This window comes from Sinorhizobium saheli (assembly GCF_001651875.1).
Classification (GTDB): Bacteria; Pseudomonadota; Alphaproteobacteria; order Rhizobiales; family Rhizobiaceae; genus Sinorhizobium; species Sinorhizobium saheli.
The window spans coordinates 1-15,037 of record NZ_LNQB01000068.1; the positions used below are offsets into that span (position 1 = coordinate 1).

The 15,037-nt window shown below is 65.3% G+C and carries 16 protein-coding genes; 11 read left to right on the forward strand and 5 right to left on the reverse strand.

Going from position 1 to position 15,037, the window contains the following annotated elements; translation table 11 throughout:
• Both ATB98_RS09330 and araD read left to right on the forward strand, forming a co-directional pair.
• The coding region (locus ATB98_RS09330; RefSeq protein ID WP_157111034.1) for an aldehyde dehydrogenase family protein at positions 1-136 on the forward strand (136 nt) is incomplete at its 5' end.
• A gap of 84 nt (positions 137-220) precedes the next feature.
• A complete protein-coding gene (araD, locus tag ATB98_RS09335; RefSeq protein ID WP_066872763.1) occupies positions 221-1,966 on the forward strand; it encodes an L-arabinonate dehydratase in 1,746 nt (581 codons plus the stop codon).
• A gap of 248 nt (positions 1,967-2,214) precedes the next feature.
• On the opposite strand, the gene ATB98_RS09340 is transcribed toward araD, so the two are convergent.
• From ATB98_RS09340 to ATB98_RS09350, 3 genes are read right to left on the reverse strand one after another with little or no spacing between them, the layout of a single operon-like run.
• On the reverse strand, positions 2,215-3,063 hold the full coding sequence (locus ATB98_RS09340; protein ID WP_066872429.1) for a transglutaminase family protein: 849 nt from the start codon (positions 3,061-3,063) through the stop codon (positions 2,215-2,217).
• 16 nt (positions 3,064-3,079) lie between these two features.
• On the reverse strand, positions 3,080-4,021 hold the full coding sequence (locus ATB98_RS09345; RefSeq protein WP_066872432.1) for an alpha-E domain-containing protein: 942 nt from the start codon (positions 4,019-4,021) through the stop codon (positions 3,080-3,082).
• A 4-nt stretch (positions 4,022-4,025) separates the two neighbouring features.
• The gene (locus tag ATB98_RS09350) at positions 4,026-5,420 is read right to left on the reverse strand and encodes a circularly permuted type 2 ATP-grasp protein (RefSeq protein WP_066872435.1); all 1,395 of its coding nucleotides are present in this window, start codon (positions 5,418-5,420) and stop codon (positions 4,026-4,028) included.
• A 330-nt stretch (positions 5,421-5,750) separates the two neighbouring features.
• Between ATB98_RS09350 and ATB98_RS09355 the strand changes: the two genes are divergently transcribed.
• The 3 genes from ATB98_RS09355 to ATB98_RS09365 all read left to right on the forward strand — a co-directional run bounded on the left by ATB98_RS09355 (position 5,751) and on the right by ATB98_RS09365 (position 7,840).
• Positions 5,751-6,212 (forward strand): GyrI-like domain-containing protein, encoded by a 462-nt coding sequence (locus ATB98_RS09355; protein ID WP_066872438.1) that lies wholly within the window; start codon positions 5,751-5,753, stop codon positions 6,210-6,212.
• A 100-nt stretch (positions 6,213-6,312) separates the two neighbouring features.
• Positions 6,313-7,233, forward strand: coding sequence for a DMT family transporter (locus ATB98_RS09360; RefSeq protein WP_066872766.1), 921 nt, complete (start codon positions 6,313-6,315; stop codon positions 7,231-7,233).
• A gap of 49 nt (positions 7,234-7,282) precedes the next feature.
• Positions 7,283-7,840: a cysteine hydrolase family protein gene (locus tag ATB98_RS09365; RefSeq protein WP_066872440.1), complete on the forward strand. Its 558-nt coding sequence runs from the start codon at positions 7,283-7,285 to the stop codon at positions 7,838-7,840.
• Between the two features lie 331 nt (positions 7,841-8,171).
• Here ATB98_RS09365 and ATB98_RS09370 read toward each other — a convergent pair whose 3' ends face one another.
• Positions 8,172-9,680, reverse strand: coding sequence for a DEAD/DEAH box helicase (locus tag ATB98_RS09370; protein ID WP_066872443.1), 1,509 nt, complete (start codon positions 9,678-9,680; stop codon positions 8,172-8,174).
• 243 nt (positions 9,681-9,923) lie between these two features.
• Here ATB98_RS09370 and ATB98_RS30540 point away from each other — a divergent pair, with 243 nt between their 5' ends.
• Positions 9,924-10,316, forward strand: coding sequence for a WYL domain-containing protein (locus ATB98_RS30540; RefSeq protein ID WP_153435604.1), 393 nt, complete (start codon positions 9,924-9,926; stop codon positions 10,314-10,316).
• Between the two features lie 66 nt (positions 10,317-10,382).
• Positions 10,383-10,835, forward strand: a complete 453-nt coding sequence (locus ATB98_RS09375; protein WP_066872446.1) for a host attachment protein — start codon at positions 10,383-10,385, stop codon at positions 10,833-10,835.
• A gap of 101 nt (positions 10,836-10,936) precedes the next feature.
• On the opposite strand, the gene mnmD is transcribed toward ATB98_RS09375, so the two are convergent.
• On the reverse strand, positions 10,937-11,656 hold the full coding sequence (mnmD, locus tag ATB98_RS09380; protein WP_066872449.1) for a tRNA (5-methylaminomethyl-2-thiouridine)(34)-methyltransferase MnmD: 720 nt from the start codon (positions 11,654-11,656) through the stop codon (positions 10,937-10,939).
• A gap of 39 nt (positions 11,657-11,695) precedes the next feature.
• Here mnmD and ATB98_RS09385 point away from each other — a divergent pair, with 39 nt between their 5' ends.
• The 4 genes from ATB98_RS09385 to ATB98_RS09400 all read left to right on the forward strand — a co-directional run bounded on the left by ATB98_RS09385 (position 11,696) and on the right by ATB98_RS09400 (position 15,029).
• Entirely contained in the window at positions 11,696-12,826 is a 1,131-nt protein-coding gene (locus tag ATB98_RS09385) for an NAD(P)/FAD-dependent oxidoreductase (RefSeq protein ID WP_066872454.1), read from the forward strand.
• A 194-nt stretch (positions 12,827-13,020) separates the two neighbouring features.
• Entirely contained in the window at positions 13,021-13,950 is a 930-nt protein-coding gene (gene puuE, locus ATB98_RS09390) for an allantoinase PuuE (RefSeq protein WP_066872457.1), read from the forward strand.
• Positions 13,950-14,453, forward strand: coding sequence for a 2-oxo-4-hydroxy-4-carboxy-5-ureidoimidazoline decarboxylase (gene uraD, locus ATB98_RS09395; protein ID WP_066872461.1), 504 nt, complete (start codon positions 13,950-13,952; stop codon positions 14,451-14,453). Before puuE ends, uraD begins: the two co-directional genes overlap by 1 nt.
• Positions 14,454-14,537: 84 nt before the next feature.
• A complete protein-coding gene (locus ATB98_RS09400) occupies positions 14,538-15,029 on the forward strand; it encodes an ureidoglycolate lyase (protein ID WP_066872464.1) in 492 nt (163 codons plus the stop codon).
• Positions 15,030-15,037 lie beyond the last annotated feature (8 nt).

Sequence of the window (15,037 nt, forward strand, 5' to 3'; positions counted from 1 at the left end):
CAACCTGCCGACGGCCGGCGTCGATTTCCACGTGCCGTTCGGCGGCCGCAAGGGCTCGTCCTACGGCCCGCGCGAGCAGGGAAGATACGCCGCCGAATTCTACACGACCGTCAAGACCGCCTACACGCTGGCTTGACGAGCAGGGGGTGAGGAGACGGGCGGAACCGCCCGCTCCGACGCCCCCATGTTTCCGCCCGACCAGGGCCAGAAGGAAGAAGAGATGAAGAAGAAAGCTGAGTGGCCGCGTAAGCTCCGTTCGCAGGAATGGTTCGGGGGAACTGGCAAGAACGCCATCATGCATCGCTCGTGGATGAAGAACCAGGGGCTTCCTGCCGATACCTTCGACGGCCGGCCGATCATCGGCATCTGCAACACCTGGTCGGAACTGACCCCGTGCAACGCGCACCTGCGCGATCTTGCGGAGCGGGTGAAGCGTGGCGTGTACGAGGCCGGCGGCTTCCCGGTCGAGTTCCCGGTGTTCTCGACCGGTGAGAGCACGCTGCGTCCGACGGCGATGATGTTCCGCAACCTCGCGGCCATGGACGTCGAAGAGGCGATCCGCGGCAATCCGGTCGATGGCGTCGTGCTGCTCGGCGGCTGCGACAAGACCACGCCCAGCCTTCTGATGGGTGCGGCAAGCGTCGACATCCCGGCGATCGTCGTCTCGGGCGGTCCGATGCTGAATGGCAAATGGCGCGGCAAGGATGTCGGCTCCGGCACCGCGGTCTGGCAGTTCTCCGAAATGGTCAAGTCCGGCGAGATGACGCTAGAGGAGTTCATGGATGCCGAGCAGGGCATGGCCCGCTCGGCAGGAAGCTGTATGACCATGGGCACGGCCTCGACCATGGCGTCGATGGCCGAAGCGCTCGGCATGACGCTCTCGGGCAACGCCGCCATCCCCGCGGTCGACGCGCGCCGGCGGGTGATCTCGCAGCTTACCGGCCGCCGCATCGTCGAGATGGTCAAGGAAGACCTGAAGCCTTCCGACATCCTGACCAAGCAGGCCTTCGAGAACGCCATCCGCGTCAACGGCGCCGTCGGCGGCTCGACCAATGCGGTGCTGCACCTCCTGGCGCTTGCCGGCCGTGTCGGCGTCGACCTGACGCTGGACGACTGGGACAGGCTCGGCCGCGACGTGCCGACGATCGTCAACCTGCAGCCCTCCGGCAAGTATCTGATGGAGGAGTTCTATTATGCCGGCGGCCTGCCGGTCGTCATCAAGGCGGTCGCCGAGATGGGGCTCCTGCACAACGATGCCATCACCGTCAGCGGCGACACGATCTGGAACGACGTCAAGGGCGTCGTCAACTACAATGACGACGTCATCCTGTCGCCGGAGAACGCCTTGACGAAGTCGGGCGGCATTGCCGTGCTGCGCGGCAACCTCGCGCCGCGCGGCGCCGTCCTGAAGCCCTCGGCCGCCTCGCCGCATCTGATGCAGCACAAGGGACGCGCGGTCGTCTTCGAGAGCATCGAGGACTATCACGCCCGCATCAACCGGGACGATCTCGACATCGACGAGAACTGCATCATGGTGCTGAAATATTGCGGCCCGAAGGGATATCCCGGCATGGCCGAGGTCGGCAACATGGGCCTGCCGCCGAAGGTGCTGAAGAAAGGCATCACCGACATGATCCGCATTTCGGATGCACGCATGTCGGGGACGGCCTACGGCACGGTCATCCTCCACACGGCGCCTGAGGCTGCCGAAGGCGGGCCGCTGGCGCTCGTCGAGAACGGCGACGTGATCGAGGTCGATATCCCGAACCGCAAGCTGCACCTGCATGTCTCGGACGAGGAACTCGCCCGCCGCCGTGCCGCCTGGGTTTCTCCGGTCAAGCCGCTCACCGGCGGCTATGGCGGCCTCTACATCAAGACCGTCATGCAGGCCGACTCCGGCGCCGACCTCGACTTCCTCGTCGGCGCGCGCGGCGACCGCATCCCGATGGATCGCGACAGCCATTGATGGAAATAGGCTGAACTGTCTGAAGTCCCGGGCGCATTTGCCCCTCACCCTGACCCTCTCCCCGTCCTGACATCGTTCTGGGGGGGGGGGAGGGGATTTGGAGTTCGCCGCTCGCCCTTTCTTCCGTGGCTCAGGAGAGGAGGCTGGGGCGGTGCGACGCGTCTCCTTCGCCCCGCTTGCGTTGCGACCGCCTGCGGGGAGAAAGTGCCGACAGGCCGGATGAAGGGCGAAATGGGCCCGCCCGACGTTTACTGGCTCTGCGCCTGGCTCTGCTCGCCTTGCCTCTGACTTTGCGTCTGCCCCTGCCGCTCCACCGTCACCGCCACCTTCAAGGTCTCGCTTGCCACACCGTGCACCAGTCCGGAGACCGGTGCGGCGTCGCGGTAGCAGAGGCCAGAGGCGATGCGGACGTAGCGGTCGTCGGGGCAGATCTTGTTGGCGGGGTCGAAGCCGACCCAGCCGAGGCCGGGAATATGGATGTCGGCCCAGGCGTGGCTCGCGGTCTGTTCGGGATCACCCTCCACCATCAGGTAGCCGGAGACGTAGCGGGCCGGGTGGCCAAGCGTGCGGGCGGCGGCGATGAGGATGTGGGCGTGGTCCTGGCAGACGCCTTTGCCGCGCGCCAGAGCCTCCTCCGCGCTGGTGTCCGTGAGCGTCTCGCCCGACTTGTATTCGACCGTCTCGTGGATCATCGCCATCAGCGCATGCATGCGCTCGAGGTCAGTCTCGCCTTCGGCCGATTTCGCGAGATCGCGGACAAGCTTGCCTGCCTTGCTCAGCGGCGTCTCGCGCAGATAGAGCCAGAGCGGCACATGGGAATGGTGCGGCCCGAAGACGCCGGCCTTATCCTCCGTATCGACCTCGCCGCTCGCCTCGATCCGGAAGGTCTTCCGGTCGGCATCGATGCTGACGAGATGCGTGCGATTGCCGAAGTGATCGTCATAGGCGACCTCGACGACGGCACCCTCGACGAGCGTGCGCCAGTTCAGGACCGTCTGGCCCGGCTGTGTCGTCGGCGTCAGGCGCAGGCGCTGCAGCGCATAGGGCACCGGCTCGTCGTAATGGTACTCGGTCGTGTGGCTGATTTTCAGGTGCATCCCAATCTCCTCAGCCTCAGTGGTAGAACCGGTAGCCGTCGGTGATTTCCTGCCCCAGACGGTTGTTGTGGCTGATGAACTCTTCCAAATATTCGTGCAGCCCCTGATCCATGATGTCGTCGATCGATCGATTGCGAAGCGATTCGAGCGTCTGTTCCGCGGTCTCGTGAGCCGCATGCCGTTCGCCGTATTCGCGCGCGAGGTAGCCGAGATTGCTGACGATCTTCTCGTAGCAATAGGCGAGCGAGCGCGGCATGCGGCCGTTCGAGATCAGGAAGTCGGCGATGTTCGCGGGCCTGAGCTCGGCGTCATAGACCCAGCCATAGGCCCGGTGCGCCGAGACCGAGCGCAGGATCGACTCCCATTGCACATTGTCCATCGACGACCCGACGGCGGAGACCGCCGGCAGCAGGACGTAATATTTCACGTCGAGGATGCGGGCGGTGTTGTCGGCCCTCTCGATGAAGGTGCCGATCCGCGAGAAGTTGAAGATCTCGTTCCTGAGCATCGTGCCGTGGAAGGCGCCGCGGATGAGGCCGGCCCGGCGCTTGATGGCGTCGATGATCTCGGGCATGTCGGCGGGCCGCGCCTTCTTGGCGAGCAAGGCCCTCATCTCGATCCAGCATTCGTTGGTCGCCTCCCAGGTCTCCCGCGTCAGCGCGGTGCGGACCATGCGGGCATTGTGGCGGCCCGCCTCGATGCAGGACATGACGCTCGAGGGATTGGCGCGGTCGCGCAGCAGGAAATCGATGGCGTCGGCGCTCGTCAGTGTGTCGTGCACCTCGTCGTAAAGCTCGCGCACGCCGGCGCTCTGCAGCACGCCGTCCCAGTCGCCCTCCGTCGATGCGCTGCGCGTCAGCGACATGCGCAGGCCGGCGTCGATCAGGCGGGCGCCGTTCTCGGCGCGCTCGATATATCGGAACATCCAGTAGAGGCCGTTTGCAGTTCTTCCCAACATGGCCTCAGTCCTCCAGTACCCAGGTATCCTTGGTGCCGCCGCCCTGGCTGGAATTCACCACCAGCGAGCCCTCCTTCAGCGCGACCCGCGTCAGGCCGCCGGGAATGATCTGCACCTTGTCCGAGACGAGAACGTAGGGACGCAAATCGACGTGCCGCGGCGCGATGCCCTTGTTGACGAGGATCGGCACGGTCGAGAGCGACAGTGTCGGCTGGGCGATATAATTGCCGGGGCGCTCCTTGAGTTTCTCGGCGAAGGCGGCGCGCTCCCGCTTGTTCGCCGTCGGGCCGACGAGCATGCCGTAGCCGCCGGAGCCGTGCACCTCCTTGACGACGAGTTCCTCGAGATGCTCGAGCACGTATTTGAGGCTCTGCGGCTCCGAGCAGCGCCAGGTCGGGACGTTCTCGAGCAGCGGCTTGCGGCCGGTATAGAACTCGACTATCTCCGGCATGTAGGAATAGATCGCCTTGTCGTCGGAGATGCCGGTGCCGGGCGCGTTGGCGATGGTGATATTGCCGGCGCGATAGACGTCCATGATGCCGGGAATGCCGAGGGCCGAATCCGGCCGGAAGGTGAGGGGGTCGAGGAAGTCGTCGTCGACGCGGCGGTAGAGCACGTCGATCGCCTCATAGCCGCGCGTCGTGCGCATCTTCACCTTGCCGTCGATGACGCGCAGGTCCGAGCCCTCGACCAGCTCGACCCCCATCATGTCGGCGAGGAAGGCATGCTCGTAGAAGGCCGAATTGTAGATGCCGGGGGTGAGCACGGCGACGCGCGGCTTGCCGGTGCAGCCGGGGGGCGCGAGCGACGACAGGCTCTGGCGCAGCAGGTAGGGGTAGTTCTCCACCGGCCGGACCCGGTTCTCATGGAAGAGCTCCGGGAACATCTGCATCATGGTTTCGCGGTTTTCCAGCATGTAGCTGACGCCCGACGGCGTGCGGGCATTGTCCTCCAGCACGTAGAACTGGTCCTCGCCGGTGCGCACGATGTCGGTGCCGACGATGTGGGTGTAGACGCCGCCCGGCGGCCGGAAGCCGATCATCTGCGGCAGGAAGGCATCGTTCTTCTCGATCAGCTCGCGCGGGATGCGGCCGGCGCGGATGATCTCCTGCTTGTGGTAAATGTCGTCGAGGAAGGCGTTGAGCGCGATGACGCGCTGCTCGATTCCCTGGGCGAGGCGGCGCCACTCGCGGCCGGAAATGATGCGCGGAATGAGGTCGAAGGGGATGAGCTTTTCGGAGGAATCGGCGTGTCCGTAGACCGCGAAGGTGATGCCCGTCTTACGGAAGATGTTTTCCGCTTCTTTCGATTTCGCTATGAGCCGGTTTCTGTCCTGGCTGGCATACCATTGATGATAAGTCGAATATGGCTGGCGCGGACTGCTGTCCGCATTGATCATTTCGTCAAATGCCAAAGGCGTGGTCCCCTTATTTTTGACCATTTGAGTACAACGCCGAGTGCAATGCAAGAAGCGTGCACAGTCGTGCGTCAAGAATTTGCGAATCCCCGTCGGCCGATTTGAAAGCGCTTTCGCTTCAAGGCATCCGGATGGATTCCGTCACCGGCCAGCGTTGCGCGGCGACGGACTTCGCCGCCTGACCTGCAAATGGGCATGTGCCTAAACTTTGGGCGATGGAGCGGCGGCCGCGCCTTGCCGATCATGCCCTGCTCGCAAAGAGCGTGGTAGAATGGCGTCGCGGACGGCCGAGACAGGAATGGGAATGGCGGCATGGAGGCAGTCTACGAGATCGCGCGACGGCCGGCGCAGCGCATCACTGGTCGCATCTGGGAGGGCACGTTCGTCGAAGCGGCCGACGGTGCCGTCCATCGGCTGATCGCCGAGACGCAGGAGCATCGCCGGCGGACGCATCCGCGCGACCATTCCGCCCTCATCGGCCTTTCCTGGAATGTCCGGCCCGAGGGCTTCAGCTATCTCGTCGGCTATGTCGGCGACGATCACACGACATTCGCCGAGCCGGAGCACCGGGACCTGCCGGCCATGCTCTTCGCGACGACGATACACCACCCGGAGGACGGAGACGTCTTCGTCCAATACCGGCGGATGTACGACTGGATCGCCGCCGAGGGACACATCGTCGACGCGACCTGTCTCCAGTATCGTGAAGAATACGAGGCCGGTTTCGTTTCCCCGTCCGCTTCTTCCCTCCGCCTGATGGTTCCGATCCGCTGATGGTCACATCAGAAAAATTGCTTTGACGGCGCGCATCGCGCCCTCTATCGCAACGGTTCCGATCCCGTGTGGATCGCCATGTGGCAGGGAAACGCCGATGATGCTCGCCCGCCTGGCTCCGGCCATCTTCGTGCTGCTCTGGTCGACCGGCTGGGTCGTTGCCAAATATGCGGCCTTTTTCGCCGATCCCTTGACCTTCCTGGCGCTGCGCTACAGCTTCGCCATTCTGCTCTTCATCGGCTTCTGCATGGCGACCGGCGCGCGTTGGCCGCGCTCCCTGCCCGTGATCGGCCATGCGGTCGTCTCCGGCATCCTGCTGCACGGTTTCTATCTCGGTGCCGTCTGGTGGGCGATCGGGCAGGGCGTACCGGCGGCGATCTCCGGCATCATCGCCGGCCTGCAGCCGCTGATGACGGCTGCGGTCGCGCCGTTCCTGATCGGTGAAAGATTGAGCGGGCAGCAGCGGCTCGGGCTCGTGCTCGGCTTCTTCGGCATCGCGCTCGCGGTCGCGCCGAAGATGCTGGCGATCGATACGGGCGCGACGCCGATCGACCTCCTGCCGGTGATCGTCAACGTCGTCGGCATGGCGGCGGTGACCTACGGAACGCTCTACCAGAAGCGGCACCTGCAGAACGGCGACATCCGGTCGATCGCGGCCCTGCAATATGCCGGCGCGCTCATCGTCACCATCCCGCTCGCGCTGATGCTCGAGGACCTCAACGTCACCTGGAACCTCCAGCTCGTCGCGGCCCTTGCCTGGTCGGTGCTCGGCCTCTCCATGGGAGCGATCGCGCTGCTCCTCTACCTCATCCGCAGAGGCCAGGTGTCGCGGGCCGCATCGCTCATCTATCTCGTACCCCCGCTTGCGGCGGTGCAGGCGGCGCTCTTCTTCGGCGAGGCGCTGACCTGGCCGATGATCGTCGGCACCATCATCGCGGTGACGGGTGTCTATCTCACCAACCGCAAGGTCGCGGGCCCGGCCGCCTCCGGCGAGCGCGCGAGCGGCGTGGCGGCGCGTTGAGACGGGCGGCAATCAACGATTACAGGCGGATTCCGGAGCTCGACCGATAATGACCAAAGCGCTTCTGATCATCGACGTACAAAACGCGATCCTGTCGGGAAAAGGCACGCCGGAGCGGCAGCCGCACATCGATGCGGCGCTCAACGAGACGGTGGAGCGCCTGCGCATCCTTCAACGGGAGGCCCGCCGTGCCGGCATCCCGGTGGTGCTCGTCCAGCATGACGGCGCGCCGGACCATCGCCTGGCCGTGGGCACCCATGGCTGGGCCATTCGCGAGGAAATCGCACCCGGGCCAAGCGACGTTGTCGTGCACAAGACGAGTTGCGACTCCTTCTTCGAAACCGATCTTGCAGAGCGCCTTCAGGAGCGCTCGGTGACGCATCTGGTCGTCGGCGGATGCATGACTCAGTTCTGCGTCGATACGACCGTGCGGCGCGCCGTCTCGCTTGGATTTGACGTGACGCTCGTCGCCGATGGCCACATGACGGGGGATACGGGGAGCCTGTCGTTTCCCGAGATCATCGCGCATCACAACGGAACGCTCGACGGCTTTGATGCGGGCCGGGCCCAGGTCGAGGTCCGCCCCGCCGCCGAGATCGCGTTCTAAAAAGCCGGCGGCGATCGATCGTAGCAAACGGGGCCGCAACGCAATGTGCTGCAGCGACCTTCGCCGACAGATCACAGTGCACGGCAGCGGCCGATTGCTGCGTCGGCGGCTGTGGTCGGCACACGCTCCTCTCCGAACCTCATTCCTGTGCTTGTCACAGGAATCCAGCCAGCCCAAGTCCTTGGGCTGAAGAGATTCTTCCGCGCCGCAGACGCGGCGCTGCTGGATCCCTGTGACAACAGGGACGAGGGAGAAAAAGCAGCGGACGCCAACCTCAGTTGCGTTGCCGTCGTGTACCGCGCGTCTGACAAGACGCGCGGCGCTGTATGGGTCAGCCTTGGCGGCCGCGGTTGTCGGCGCGGCGCATGCCCCGGCCGTCTTCGCGGCGATTGCCGGGCTCCTGGCGCCGGCCATCATGCTTCGGCCCCGGGCGGCCGTGGTGCTTCTTGGCGTCGTGATTGCGGTTGCCTTCCGACCGGGCATCCTGGTGGCCGTGGCCCGCGGCGCGGTGATCGCGGCGCTCGTGCTTCTGCGGGCGGTCTTCGCGCAGAAGCTCGTCGCCGGCAAAGCCCGCCGCCGCCGGTTCCCGTGCCGGCCGCTTGCCGCGTTGGTTGCCGCGCTGATTGCCGCCTTGGCGCTCGCCGCCATTGCCGCGATGCTGGCCGTTGCCGCGACCGCCGCGCCCCTTGGACGGGCGCGCCTGGTCGGCCGGCGCCTCGCCGCTGGCAACGGCGATCTCGATGCCCATCAGTCTCTCGATGTCGCGCAGCAGCCGGATTTCGTCCGGCGTGCAGAAGGCGATCGCGACGCCGTCGCGGCCGTTACGCGCCGTGCGGCCGATGCGATGGACATAGGCATCCGGCACTTCCGGCAGGTCGTAGTTGTAGACGTGCGTGACCCCCGGAATGTCGATGCCCCGGGCGGCGACGTCGGTTGCGACAAGCACGCGGATTTCGCCGTCGCGGAAAGCCTTCAGCGCGCGCTCGCGCTGGTTCTGGCTCTTGTTGCCGTGGATGGAGGCGGCCTTGAAGCCGACATGGTCGAGATGCTTCATCAGCTTCTCCGCACCGTGCTTGGTGCGGCTGAAGATCAGCGACAGACCGTCGGGATTGCTGGTGAGCGACTGCTTGAGAATCTGCGTCTTCAGGTCCTTGCCGGGCACGAAATGCACGTACTGCTCGACCTTGTCGGCCGCCTTGCCGGGCGGCGTCACTTCGACCTTGAGCGGGTCGGTCAGGTACTCGCCGGCAAGCTCGGCGATCTGCTTCGGCATCGTCGCGGAGAAGAGCAGCGTCTGGCGGTTTTTCGGCACCAGCTTCGAAATCTTGCGCAGGTCGTGGATGAAGCCGAGGTCAAGCATCTGGTCGGCCTCGTCGAGGACGAGATAGCGCCCTTGCGTCAGCGTCACCGCCTTGCGGGCGACGAGGTCGAGCAGGCGGCCGGGAGTCGCGACGAGGATGTCGACGCCGCGGGCGAGCTGTTCGGTCTGCTTATTGATCGAAACGCCACCGACGACGAGGCCGATCTTGAGCGGCGTGTTCTTGACGAAGAGCCTCAGATTGGTGGCGATCTGGTTGACGAGTTCACGCGTCGGCGCAAGCACCAGCGCGCGGATGTTTCGCGGATCGGCGCGGCGGCCGTCGGCAAGGAGTTTTTCGATCATCGGCAGGCCGAATGCGGCCGTCTTGCCGGTGCCGGTCTGGGCGAGGCCGATGAGATCATGGCCTTTGAGGACGAGCGGAATCGCCTGCGTCTGGATGGGCGTCGGCTTGTCGAAGCCATTGGCGGAGAGGGTCGCCAGGATCTGCTCGGAGAGGCCAAGCTCTTTAAATGTGGACAAGGGATATACCTTTCGGGGGCGCCAAACACATCCGCCGGAATCGCTCACATGCAATTCCGGTGTCGTCTGGCGTCAAGAACCCCGCGTGAATTGGGAACTTGTGGGTTAAGGAAAGTCGTCAAGCGCCTGTGCTGCCGCTGATCGCGGCGATGTTCGCGCATTCCTTCTTCACGGCTCAATAGTCATTGCCGAGGGCGCGCTCACGCGGCGGCCGGAAGGTGACGCGGGCTTTAGATCGTCGTTTTGGCTCGGAAAGTCAAGCTGCATCTTTTCGCACTCGCGAAATCTCACGCAACCCGGGCGAGGGCAGGCTCGAAATCTGCCTCCCGGCGGGCACCCGCTTATCCGGCGATCGCCGATGCGCGCAGGCTTCACATCGCAGATGAAAGCCTTGCAGAAGAAACGTCCGAGCGTACAATCTGCCCTCTCGGCCTTAGCGTTTTCGGGCACTTTTGGCTGCTGACGGCCTGGTGCGACTTGCGCCCAGGATTCCGCGTCTTCCGGGTCGACCGGCTCCGCCCAACACGGGTCGGGAGCGGTACGAGCCGGCACGCAGCCTTCATGCCTGTCTTGTCCCGAATGGTGCTGGGGCGCGCGACATCGCATGCGAAAGATTCGCGGGAAAAGGGAACATGACGCGGCTCACCTTGTTTCGCCCATGTCCGCCGACCTATCTGCCACCCGAGATACGAGGAGAAAATAGTGCGGAACCGGATTTGGATACTGGCAGCCGATGGAAACACGGCGCACATCGTCAAGGACGTCAACTTGCTGAAGGACGGACGCCAGCAGCCGGAAGTGGAGACATTCCAAATCGAGACCAAACGCCGCCAGGACATCATGGCCGACAAGCCCGGCCGCAGCCACTCGTCGGTCGGCTTCGGCCGCTCGGCCATGGAATACAGCAGCGATCCGGTCCGCGAGGAGCAGCACCGCTTCGCCATGGAGATCGCCGGAAAACTCGACCACTACGCGCATGAGCACGCCTTCGAGAACCTCGTGATCTGCGCGGCCCCGAAAACCCTGGGCGACCTCAGGAAGTTGCTTTCCAATCAGGTCAAGGAAAAGACCTTGGCCGAGATCGATCGCAACTGCGTGGCAGTGCCGACCGACCAGTTGATCGCGACGGTCAAGGCCGTGGTGTTTCCCGGCTAGAGCCCCCTACTGCATGTCTCCTTTAAGGACAAGGACGTGCAGCAATTCAAAGTCCTGCAGCGACCTTTGCGCGTCGATAAAACGCGCGGCGCCGTAGTCCCTCACGGCTTGTCGCCGCGCAGCATCTCGCGCTTTCCGGCAAAGCCCGGAAGTCGTTCGACGCCGAAGCCGGCTGCCGTGAGGTTGCGACGCACGAAACCGGCGGCGGCATAGGTCGCGAAGGTGCCGCCGGAGACGGTCCTGGCGAAGACCAGTCGCATCAGCTCCTCGGACCACATGTCCGGATTGCGGGATGGCGCGAAGCCGTCGAGATACCAGGCATCGAAGGTTTCAGGCGACGCGGCGAGGCCTTCGAGCGCGGGGCCAATGACGACCGAGAGCCGCACCGTCTCGCTGAAGTCGATATCGACGCGGCCCTCTGGCGTTCGCGGCCAACGGGCGACGAGCGACTGCCGCTCCGCATCGATCTCCGGCCAGTGGCAAAGCGCCCGATCGATATCGGCGGCGCGCAGCGGAAATCGTTCGAAGGAGATGAAGTGGAGGCGCTTGCCGGCGGCCGGCAGTTCCTTCCACCGTCGCCAGGTTTCCGAGAAATTGAGACCGGTGCCGAAGCCGAGTTCTCCGATCGTGAAGGTGCCGGCTGCGCGCCAGCGCTCGGGCAGCCTGTTGCCGGCGAGGAAGACATGGCCGCATTCGAGCCGCCCGTCCGTGCGGCAATAAAAGTGATCGCCAAATTCCCGTGAATAGGGCATATCGCCGTCGTGCCATTCGAGGCTTTGCCGCGATGGCGGATGGCTCTGGCTGAGGTCGCTTCCCGTCATGGAGATGCGGATAGTTCTCCGGCCCGAAAAGGTCAATCGATGAGTGAAGTTCTGATCGTCGGCGGCGGGGTCATGGGGCTCTGGGCCGCGTTGATGGCCGGCCGGGCAGGCCTCGAGACGCGCCTCATCGAGCGCGGGCGGATCGGCGCCGGCGCGAGTGGCGGCCTGCTCGGGGCCCTCATGCCGCACATGCCTGACCGCTGGAACGCGAAGAAGCAATTGCAGTTCGATGCCCTCGTCGCGCTCGAAGGCGAGATCGCCGCGCTCGAGTCGGCGACGGGCGTGTCTGCCGGCTACCGGCGCTGCGGTCGGATCATGCCGCTCGGCAAGCCGCATCTGCGCGACATCGCGCTCGCTCACGAGCAGGATGCGGCGCGGCACTGGATCGCCGGCGAGCGGCGGTTCCACTGGCACGTCCGCGACGGCGAAGCCGACGGCTGGCCGACGGCCGATTCAGCACCCTTCGGTGTCGTCCATGACACGCTCGCCGCGAGGGTGGCGCCGCGACGCCTGCTTGCGACGCTCCGGGCGGCGCTCGAGCAACTACCGCATGTCCGGATCGAAGAGGGCGCCGATGTCGTCGCGATCGACCCGGAGCGCGGCCGCGCCTCGCTTGGCGACGGGCGCGTGCTGACGTTCGATCGCTGCATCCTTGCCGCGGGCGTCGAGAGCTTCGCCTTCCTGGACCGGTTGTCGGAGCGGCGGCGGGCGCCGAGCGGCAGCGCGGTGAAAGGCCAGGCGGCGCTGCTCAGGGCCGATATCGATCCCGCGACGCCGATCATCTTCACCGACGGGCTCTATATCGTTGCCCATGAAAACGGCCACGTCGCCGTCGGCAGCACCAGCGAGAACGCGTTCGACGAGCCGCACTCCACCGACGGGCAGCTGGATGCGCTGATCGAGCGGGCGGCCGCCCTGGCGCCCGTGCTGCGCCACGCGCCGGTGATCGAGCGCTGGGCGGGGCTGCGTCCGAAGGCGGCGGGCCGCGAACCCATGGTCGGCCGCCATCCAGACCACGAAAGGCTGTTCGTGCTGACCGGCGGCTTCAAGGTCAGTTTCGGCCTGGCGCATGTCCTCGCGCGAATCGTGGTCGACGAGATTGCCGGGCGGCCGACGGGCGACCTGCCCGACAGTTTCGCGTGTGCCCGTCACATCGCTGCCCTGCGCTAGCCTTCGGTCTTGGGCCCGCGACGGGCGGCCTTTCGACCGCATGGCTCCGGGGATCGGGCCGGTTCATCATGCAGCCTCTCAAGGTGCAACGACGACCTTTGCACGTCCGATCAGAGGCGCGGCGCGGCACGTCATTTTCATCTCGACAATCCGCTTCGCGGTGATACCGTTCCGGAAAGATCGAAGGTGATTTCATGACGGAAAAATCCTACCCGCGCGACCTCGTCGGCTATGGCCGCACGCCGCCGCGACCGCACTGGCCGGGCGATGCGCGCATCGCCGTACAGTTCGTCCTGAACTACGAAGAGGGCGGCGAGAGCTCAATTCTCGATGGCGATCCTGCCTCGGAAAGCCTCCTGTCCGAGATCGTCGGCGCCCAGCCCTGGCCGGGGCAGCGCAACCTCAACATGGAGTCGATCTACGAATACGGCGCGCGCGCCGGCTTCTGGCGCCTGTGGCGGATGTTCACGAGCCGGGGCGTGACGCTGACGGTCTATGGCGTGACGCTCGCCATGGCGCGCAATCCGGAGGCGGTCGCGGCGATGAAGGAGGCGGGCTGGGAGATCGCCAGCCACGGCCTGCGCTGGCTCGAATACAAGGATTTTCCGGAAGAGGTCGAACGGCAGCACATCCGCGAGGTGGTGCGGCTGCACACGGAACTCACCGGCGAACGGCCGCTCGGCATCTACCAGGGCAAGCCCTCGGTCAACACGCTGAAGCTCGTCCTCGAGGAGGGCGGTTTCCTCTATTCCTGCGATTCCTACGCGGACGAGCTTCCCTACTGGGTGCCGGGGCTGACGCCCGACAAGCCGCATCTCATCATTCCCTACACGCTCGACGCCAACGACATGCGTTTTGCGACCAATCAGGGTTTCAACTCGGGCGACCAGTTCTTCACCTATCTCAAGGACACCTTCGACTTCCTCTACGCCGAGGGCAGGGAAGGCAGCCCGAAGATGATGAATGTGGGGCTCCATTGCCGCCTCGTCGGCCGGCCCGGCCGCGCAGCGGCGCTCGCCCGCTTCATCGATTACGTGACGTCGCACGAGAAGGTCTGGGTGCCGCGCCGCATCGACATCGCGCGCCACTGGTATGAGCATCACAAGCCCGAAGGAGCGCGCTGATGTCCGAGCGCGAGGATTTCGTCCGCCGCTTCGGCGGCGTCTTCGAGCATTCGCCCTGGGTTGCGGAACGGGCCTTCGATCGCGCGGCCTCCGTAGGGCTGACGGCCGGCAATGTCCATTCGGCGCTTTGCAACGCCTTTCGCGCGGCCTCGCCCGCCGAGCGGCGCGCGGTGTTGCGCGCCCATCCGGATCTCGCCGGCAAGCTGGCGCTCGCGGGCAAGCTCACCGCCGCTTCGACGGTCGAGCAGGCATCGGCGGGACTCGACCGCCTGTCGCCCGAGGAGCACCAGCGCTTCACCGAGCTCAACGCGGCCTATATGAAGAAATTCGGCTTTCCCTTCATCATCGCGGTGAAGGGATTGACGAAGGAGGACATCCTCGCCGCCTTCGAAAGGCGCATTGACAATTCCCCGGAAGAGGAATTTGAAACCGCTTGCGCGCAGGTGGAGCAGATCGCCCGCCTGCGGCTTCGTTCCATGCTTCCGGGAGAAGATAATGCCTGATGCCCGTCCCGACCGATCCATATGCGCAACCGGGGTGTCTCCTTGTCCCGGTGCCGAAGGGCCGCGCGTCGGACTGACGGCCTGATGTCTCGCATGCTTTCGATCGAGCCCCTGACGAAGGAGGCTTTTGCACCGTTCGGCAGCGTCATCGAGACCGACCGGGCGTCGATGCGCCTCATCAACGGCGGCAATACCGAACGGTTTCATGCGCTGGCGCGGGTAGACGTCGTCGGTGCCGGTGCCATCATCAACATCTTTCGCGGCCAGCCGCGGGCCTTCCCCTATGCGCTCGCGATGATGGAGCGTCATCCGCTCGGCAGCCAGAGTTTTTCGCCGGTGGATGACCGGCCCTGGCTGGTGGTGGTCGCCGCGGACGAGGGCGGCCGGCCGGGCCGGCCGCGGGTCTTCCTGGCGAGCGGCCGGCAGGGGGTCAATTACGGCCGCAATGTCTGGCATCATCCGTTGATGGCCCTCGGCGCCGCCAGCGACTTCATCGTCGTCGACCGTGAAGCGCCGGGCGACAATCTCGAGGAGTTCTTCTACGACGAGGCTTTCGTCATTCCCGATCCGCTTTGAAGGAAAGA

Coding starts and splice junctions, on each gene's coding strand:
- ATB98_RS09355 (WP_066872438.1), top strand. CDS start 5,751: ATGGAGGCAGTCTACGAGATCGCGCGACGGCCGGCGCAGCGCATCACT.
- ATB98_RS09360 (WP_066872766.1), top strand. CDS start 6,313: ATGCTCGCCCGCCTGGCTCCGGCCATCTTCGTGCTGCTCTGGTCGACC.
- mnmD (WP_066872449.1), bottom strand. CDS start 11,656: ATGACGGGAAGCGACCTCAGCCAGAGCCATCCGCCATCGCGGCAAAGC.
- araD (WP_066872763.1), top strand. CDS start 221: ATGAAGAAGAAAGCTGAGTGGCCGCGTAAGCTCCGTTCGCAGGAATGG.
- ATB98_RS09400 (WP_066872464.1), top strand. CDS start 14,538: ATGTCTCGCATGCTTTCGATCGAGCCCCTGACGAAGGAGGCTTTTGCA.
- ATB98_RS09385 (WP_066872454.1), top strand. CDS start 11,696: ATGAGTGAAGTTCTGATCGTCGGCGGCGGGGTCATGGGGCTCTGGGCC.
- uraD (WP_066872461.1), top strand. CDS start 13,950: ATGTCCGAGCGCGAGGATTTCGTCCGCCGCTTCGGCGGCGTCTTCGAG.
- ATB98_RS09345 (WP_066872432.1), bottom strand. CDS start 4,021: ATGTTGGGAAGAACTGCAAACGGCCTCTACTGGATGTTCCGATATATC.
- puuE (WP_066872457.1), top strand. CDS start 13,021: ATGACGGAAAAATCCTACCCGCGCGACCTCGTCGGCTATGGCCGCACG.
- ATB98_RS09350 (WP_066872435.1), bottom strand. CDS start 5,420: ATGATCAATGCGGACAGCAGTCCGCGCCAGCCATATTCGACTTATCAT.
- ATB98_RS09340 (WP_066872429.1), bottom strand. CDS start 3,063: ATGCACCTGAAAATCAGCCACACGACCGAGTACCATTACGACGAGCCG.
- ATB98_RS09365 (WP_066872440.1), top strand. CDS start 7,283: ATGACCAAAGCGCTTCTGATCATCGACGTACAAAACGCGATCCTGTCG.